This is a genomic window from Streptomyces sp. NPDC060031, from assembly GCF_042736805.1.
Taxonomy (GTDB): Bacteria; Actinomycetota; Actinomycetes; order Streptomycetales; family Streptomycetaceae; genus Streptomyces.
The window spans coordinates 1-5,955 of the sequence record NZ_JBHWVM010000176.1 but is presented as its reverse complement, the minus strand read 5'-3'; the positions used below and the strand labels follow the sequence as shown (position 1 = coordinate 5,955).

Here is a 5,955-nt window from a genome sequence, read left to right as displayed (position 1 = left end):
CCTCGTCCTCGGAGACCGCACCCCAGCCGAGGCCATGAGACGCTGGTCGAGAGAACTCGCCTACTGCTGAGTCGCAACGATCACTGGAAACCGCCCGCGGTCGAGCGGGCGGGCCTGCCATTCGGCCATGCCCTCCATCACCGAATCGGTGATCGTCGAGATGGTCTGTCTGGAGACCTCGGCGCCGTAGACCTCGGCCAGGTGGGCGGAGATCTCCCCGTGCGTCAGCCCGCGGGCAGACAGTGAGAGGACCATCTCGTCCACCCCGGTGAGCCGCCGCTGCCGCTTCCTGACAATCTGCGGCTCGAAGCTGCCCTCGCGGTCCCTGGGAACCTTGATTTCCACCGGCCCGACCTCGGTGACCACCGTCTTCGAGCGGGTGCCGTTACGGGTGTTGCCCGTGCCGACCTTCTCATGCTTCTCATGCCCGAGGTGATCAGTGATCTCGCCCTCGAGGGCGGACTCGAGGATCTTCTTCGTCAGCAGCTGCAGCAGGCCACCCTGGCCGGTCAGCTTGATCCCGTCCGCCTGGGCCCGGTCCACCAGCTGACTGATCAGCTGGTCGTCCAGAACGTCCGGTGCCAGCCCGGCCGGCCGCACTTCCTCCACGGCCTCAGCCGAGACGATTACGTCTGTCATCAGGTGTCACTTCCTGTTCGAAGATCCACCGTTGACCGTACAGACCCGCGGCAGGGGCCGCCGCTTCCGGACATCGCGTCATTCCGGTGATTGACTCCCAGGCCAGACCACTTCCCAGGCGCGGAAGTACACAGACAGTGAAGACTGAAACGCTCCGTTACCACCGGATGTGAGACAGAGCCAGCGATCTTGTGTAAGTCGGTTGGTGTCATTGGATGCTGAGCCGGTCCTCGAAGAAGAGTGAGAGCTGGTTCAGTGCCTCTTTCCAGTGTGGGGCGGCGTGGTTCGCGTCGCGCGCTTTCGGGTTGATCTGCTCGCGGACCGCGAGGTAGAGGACCTTCAACGCGGCTTGTTCCGAGGGGAAGTGGCCGCGGTTACGGGTGGCCTTGCGGAGGCGGGCGTTCATGGACTCGACCATGTTCGTGGAGTAGACCACCGGCCTTATGGCTGGCGGGAACGCCAGGTAGGGCGTGAATTCCGGCTAGGCCGAACGCCAGGTGTGCACGATCGCCGGGTAGCGTTCGCCCAGGTCAGAGGCCTCAAATACGTCGAGGGCCTGTTCGGCGGCCTGCTCGGTGGGGGCCGTGTGGATGGCCTTCAGAGCTGGCACCATCGGCCAGACCGGGTCGAGGGGCCGGTCCTGCCAGGTCACGAGCTCGTCGATCACCGCGTCGGTGACCTTGCTGATCAGGTCGGGGCTCACCTCGACGCCATAGATCTGGGCGAGGTGGGAGCGGATGTCGCGCACGCTCATGCCGCGGGCGTAGAGCGAGAGGATCCGGTCGTTGAACCCGGCGAGTCGGCGGGCGTTCTTCGGTACCAGACGCGGTTCGAAATCGCCGTTGCGGTCCCGCGGCACCGCCAGCGTGACCGCTCCGGCATCGGTCAGGACCGTCTTGGGCGAGGTCCCGTTGCGGGAGTTCCCCGACCCGTGACCCGCTGAATCTCCGCGTTCATAGCCGAGGTGTTCACTCATCTGGGCTTCCAGGGCCCGCTCGAGAACGGCCTTGGTGATCTCCGTCAGCAGCCCACCCTCACCGAGCAGGGCCGCTCCCGAGGCGTCAGCCTTGTCGAGCAGCCGCTCGACCACCTCGTCGACCATCTTGTCGCCCGCCACAGACGCGACCGCTTCGTTTTTGTCTGCCATGACTCGTCCGATCCGCCCGGCCCACAGGCCCGAGGCCGAGCCCCGGGCCAGGCTTCCACATCACGGACTTACACGAACTTTCAGACACGCTCCGTGCCCCCGGGGCCGGACGACTCACCGGTGCCCTCGGCGCATTTGTGGATCCCGGTCACGGGCAGGCCGGCCTCCAGGAGGTGCTCGGCGACGGCGGCCGCGTAGTGACCGGCTCGTGCGGCAAGCTCGGCCGACATCTTCGGACTGGTTGGGGGAGTCAGGGGAGTTCCCTTCGGTGTCGTGCCACAAGCGGTTCAGCCGGCCCACGGTAGTGAGGAGGCGGCTTTGCATTGGAGGCAGGGGACTGTGCGGGGTTGCTGGAGGGCGTCGAGGGCCTGGTCGAGACCGATGGGAACGCCGGGCTGGCATCCGATGACGTGGATGAGGCGGGCTCCGGGGTGGCCGGGGCGGTGGGGCAGGTTCTGTATCGTCCACGCCTGACGGGCCGCAGCTCTGTGGCTTGCAGGAGTTGTTGGGCGGGTCGGTACGGTGCTGTAGTCGCCGCCTTCGATGGGGCGGACGTGGCTGGCGTCCAGCCATACGGTGTGTTCCACGGGTTCTTGGCGGCCGCTGTTTCCGGCTGTCCAGATGGTGATGGCGACGCGGTACTGCCAGCCGTTGGGTAAGCGGCGCCGTTCATACAGCGAGGCCCGGAGTTCCTGGCCGTCGGGCAGGATCACGAGGACCCGGGCATTACCTGCGGGCATCGACTCCTCCTCACCCCTGGCCGGCATTCTATTCGGGGCTGGCCGTTAGCCTGTCGGTATGCCGGAGCTTGTCATCGAGGGTCGCGCGGGCGGTCTGATCCTTCTGGGTGCCGCGGACGCTCTGTGGGCCGGTTTGACGGCCGGTAGCGCTGTGCCGACGGCTTTGGGGGCGTTCACCGGCTTTCCTGCCGATGCCCGGGTGGGGTACGTCCTGCTCGGCGGCCGTGTGGTGGCGACGGTACAGACCGGCGGGCAGTGGAGTGTTCCGGAGACCGAGGTCCGCCGGGCGGCCGCGGAACTGAACGCGCTGGAGATGAACCGCCAGGACCTCCTCCGCATCGGCCCGTTCCGCCACGCGCCGCAGCAGGAACAGAACGAGGGAACACCGCTGCGATGGCGTCAGCGCATCACCCAAGAACTGCAGGGGCTGGGCGATCCCGAGCGGGCGGCACGGCGCGAAGGGGGCCGGCCGTGCCATCTGGCAGGGATCGACTGGCGGCGGATACTCGTGGAGCAGACCCGCGAGGGGACGACGCGGACGTGGTGGCTGCCGCGTGCCGTGGTCAGGCTGCTGGACGGAGCCGAGCACAGCGAAACGCGGTGGCTGCAAACCCAAGCCGCGCAGGCCCGCCCGGCAAGCGCAGCCGTCCCCGAACCGCCCTCCCAGCACCGGCAGGCCCGGGCCACCGACAACCGGCAGACCACGAGCCCCGACTGCCCGCCCGCTCCACTGCGTCCGTACACCGGCGAGTTGGAAGGCCACCTGTACTCGGTACTCAGCAGGAAGCCCGGCATCTCCGCCAAGGTGGCCGGATGGACGTGCGCCGTCTGCCGCACCGCACCTGCCGCGGTACTCGACCACTGCCACGAGCACGGCTACGTCCGCGCCCCGCTCTGCCAGTCCTGCAACACCCAAGAACGCCCCGACCACCTGTACAGCAACGACATCCGCGTGGCCGACCGCTACACACGCCTCTTCGACACCGACACCGTCGACTGGCTACGCCACTGGCACCGCTGCCCCGGCTGCCGCGCCCGCACCACCCTGCCCCTGCCCCACCTCGCCGCATGGACCGCCCACACCGCCTGCCGACCACTGCGCCCGACCCACCGTAGCTCTCGCGGGCGCACACCCTGCGGCGTGCTGCGCGTGTCCTGGACGGCGAGCCAGAACACACCCCGTTCCTGCCTGCTCACTGTCGCTGTCGACTTCTGTCCTTCCGGTGAGCACCGTGTCCTGGCGCGAGTCCCCTACCGCGAAGCCGCCGAGCGGTTTGGCACCTGGCTGGCCGAGGCCGCCCCCGACGTGGCCGCCGCGGCCGGACCCGACCGCCTCGACGGCCTGCCCGCCCAGTCCCGGCCAGTCATCGCCGACACCAACGGTGAGGGCCTGGCACTGTTCTGAGCACGACCGGACCGCCGCGGCTGCGAGCGCCGTCTGTCTGCGCTGACCTGGGGTGGGCAGGAATCCGGTTACTGAGCTTTGCGGGTTGTCGTCGGGGCAGGGCTAATTCATAGTCTGGTTGGTCATGTCCCGTTGCAGGTCAGGGGCAGTTCGAGTAGCTGGAATGACGTCGGCCCCGATCAGGGTGGCGACTGCCCGCCTCTGCCGGCCGACCCGCTTGGCGGTTTTCTGCATGGGCTGCTGACCTGCGACAATCTATGGGCATCCGGTGGCCTGCGCGTCACGGACACTTCCTCAGGCGTCAGCTTCGTGCCCGGCTGCTGCGACGGGCTGGAGGACTGGCGCGACTGGCACCAGTTCTTCGACGGGGACAGCGCGCTCTGGTTCGGCCACGACCCCCGGTCATCGGTTGCCGAACGCGTCGGCGACGCCATCCGGCTCACCGTCGACGCCGAGCAGAGCGATAACCGCGTGATCGAACTGTCCGTGACCGAGCTCCACCACCTGCTCGCCGACGCCGAGGGCGACCTGGCCGGCTTCCTCGCGCTGGCAGCGGCCTGGGTTTCCAAGCACCTGCCTGACCACTCCGCCCCCCTCTCCACCGCCCTCGCCCGTGTTCTCGACCTGCCCGAGTCCGCTGTGCCGCCGAAGTCGCAAGACAGCCCGTCTCGCTGACCAACGGATGGGCGGGTGACCCCGATCTCCTCATCGCGTGCGACATCGTGAGCATGTTCGCGTGCACCGGCAGGACGCCTTCGACGAGTACGCCGGCATCAGGGGCTCACGAGGATGCGTTGGCGGAGGAGGTCGACGTTGGCTCGGCCGCCGCTGATCCTTAGGCTCCGGGATCGTGTGCGGCAAGGGCGGCCGTCCGACCGGGTTCGACAGGGAGATCTACCGGCGCCGCAACGAGGTGGAGCGGACGATCAACCGGCTAAAGATCTTCCGTGCGGTCGCGACCCGTTTCGACAAGCGGGCCTACGTCTTTCACGGGACGGTCACCGTCGCCTCGATACGTCTGTGGCTGCGTACGTGAGCCTCGCTCGCCGTTACTCCAGCATGCGTTCCGCGTCATCCGGAACCCAGGGAAAGGGGACGTCGGGCCACCGTGTGGCGGCCCATGCGTTGAGGTCGACAGCGAGAACGGCATCCACGAAGGACTGCGGCGGCCGGTAGCCGTGGGCGGTGACGTAGTGCGTGATCAGGAACGGAGCGGCATAAGCGACGCCGGGCCCGCCCGGGATCCTTACCTCCCCGTTCCCGTCCAGAGCCTCATCCTCAGGACACAGGTCGCACTCGTGGACGCCGAGGCAGACGTTCATCCACTGGACCTCCTGAACAGCCTTCAGCTTCTTCACGAAGGCTGTGGGGACGCTCCCTGTCGAGTACGGCCTACCGGCTTCCAGCCAACCGATGTTCAGGCGGGTGTACGCCGGGCGGTACCAGAGCGTGTAGACGCCCGACTCCCTATCCGTGAACGCGTCCTCGCCCTGGTAGTCGTACTCGCTGAGATCTTCGTAGAACACCCGCACATCATCGCCTCACCGTTTCGCTTACGCCCAAGCAATTCCACGACCCATCGGACACGACCAGGGACCAGACCGGCCATAGCCTAGTTACCCAAGCGGTGCCGGTCCGGCCAGAGACGCCAGAAGCGGATCGGCGCAGCGCACGAGAAGAGCGCCGAGTGACGTCAGATCCCGCTTGAGGTGGTGGAAGCCGGCGATGGTCATTTTCCCCGCTCGTATGCAACCTCCTGGCCGGGCAATGCCAGCCAGCTCAAGCCGGTCCGACCAACTCCCTCTCCCGGCCGGTGTCACGCCCAGTCCACGCCGAGCGCGGCGAGGGCGGTGAGTTGACTCCGGCTGGGGCGGTGCCGTCTGATCGCGGTCGCCCCGCACAAAGGGTCAGCCAGGCGGGCCAGGACGGAGGCTGTCTGGAAGGTCAAGCGGCCGCGCCGGGAACAGCCGGTCCGGTCGGCGCGGTTGCATCGATCGAGGGACCGGAGCCACGGAGGGGAGTAT

At 67.7% G+C, this 5,955-nt stretch carries 5 protein-coding genes and 3 pseudogenes; 3 read left to right on the top strand and 5 right to left on the bottom strand.

Features of this window, described 5'->3' with window-relative positions; translation table 11 throughout:
• Positions 1-78: 78 nt before the first annotated feature.
• From ACFWB8_RS36520 to ACFWB8_RS36505, 4 genes and pseudogenes are all read right to left on the bottom strand, one after another.
• Positions 79-639: pseudogene (locus ACFWB8_RS36520) on the bottom strand (transposase); the annotation flags it as partial.
• Between the two features lie 208 nt (positions 640-847).
• Positions 848-1,741, bottom strand: a pseudogene (locus ACFWB8_RS36515) (transposase).
• A gap of 125 nt (positions 1,742-1,866) precedes the next feature.
• Entirely contained in the window at positions 1,867-2,016 is a 150-nt protein-coding gene (locus tag ACFWB8_RS36510) for a hypothetical protein (RefSeq protein WP_385237474.1), read from the bottom strand.
• Between the two features lie 57 nt (positions 2,017-2,073).
• A complete protein-coding gene (locus ACFWB8_RS36505) occupies positions 2,074-2,526 on the bottom strand; it encodes a DUF6233 domain-containing protein (protein ID WP_385237471.1) in 453 nt (150 codons plus the stop codon).
• A 58-nt stretch (positions 2,527-2,584) separates the two neighbouring features.
• On the opposite strand from ACFWB8_RS36505, the gene ACFWB8_RS36500 reads away from it, so the two are divergent.
• The 3 genes and pseudogenes from ACFWB8_RS36500 to ACFWB8_RS36490 all read left to right on the top strand — a co-directional run.
• Positions 2,585-3,931 (top strand): endonuclease domain-containing protein, encoded by a 1,347-nt coding sequence (locus ACFWB8_RS36500; protein WP_385237469.1) that lies wholly within the window; start codon positions 2,585-2,587, stop codon positions 3,929-3,931.
• Positions 3,932-4,063: 132 nt separating this feature from the next.
• Positions 4,064-4,606: a hypothetical protein gene (locus ACFWB8_RS36495; RefSeq protein ID WP_385237467.1), complete on the top strand. Its 543-nt coding sequence runs from the start codon at positions 4,064-4,066 to the stop codon at positions 4,604-4,606.
• A 187-nt stretch (positions 4,607-4,793) separates the two neighbouring features.
• Positions 4,794-4,967 (top strand): annotated as a pseudogene (locus tag ACFWB8_RS36490) (IS5/IS1182 family transposase); the annotation flags it as partial.
• A 13-nt stretch (positions 4,968-4,980) separates the two neighbouring features.
• Here ACFWB8_RS36490 and ACFWB8_RS36485 read toward each other — a convergent pair.
• Positions 4,981-5,457 (bottom strand): hypothetical protein, encoded by a 477-nt coding sequence (locus ACFWB8_RS36485; RefSeq protein ID WP_385237465.1) that lies wholly within the window; start codon positions 5,455-5,457, stop codon positions 4,981-4,983.
• Between the last annotated feature and the right edge of the window lie 498 nt (positions 5,458-5,955).

What these genes read in the sequence shown, in the direction of transcription:
- ACFWB8_RS36510 (WP_385237474.1), bottom strand. Translation starts at nt 2,016, where the DNA reads ATGTCGGCCGAGCTTGCCGCACGAGCCGGTCACTACGCGGCCGCCGTC.
- ACFWB8_RS36505 (WP_385237471.1), bottom strand. Translation starts at nt 2,526, where the DNA reads ATGCCCGCAGGTAATGCCCGGGTCCTCGTGATCCTGCCCGACGGCCAG.
- ACFWB8_RS36500 (WP_385237469.1), top strand. Translation starts at nt 2,585, where the DNA reads ATGCCGGAGCTTGTCATCGAGGGTCGCGCGGGCGGTCTGATCCTTCTG.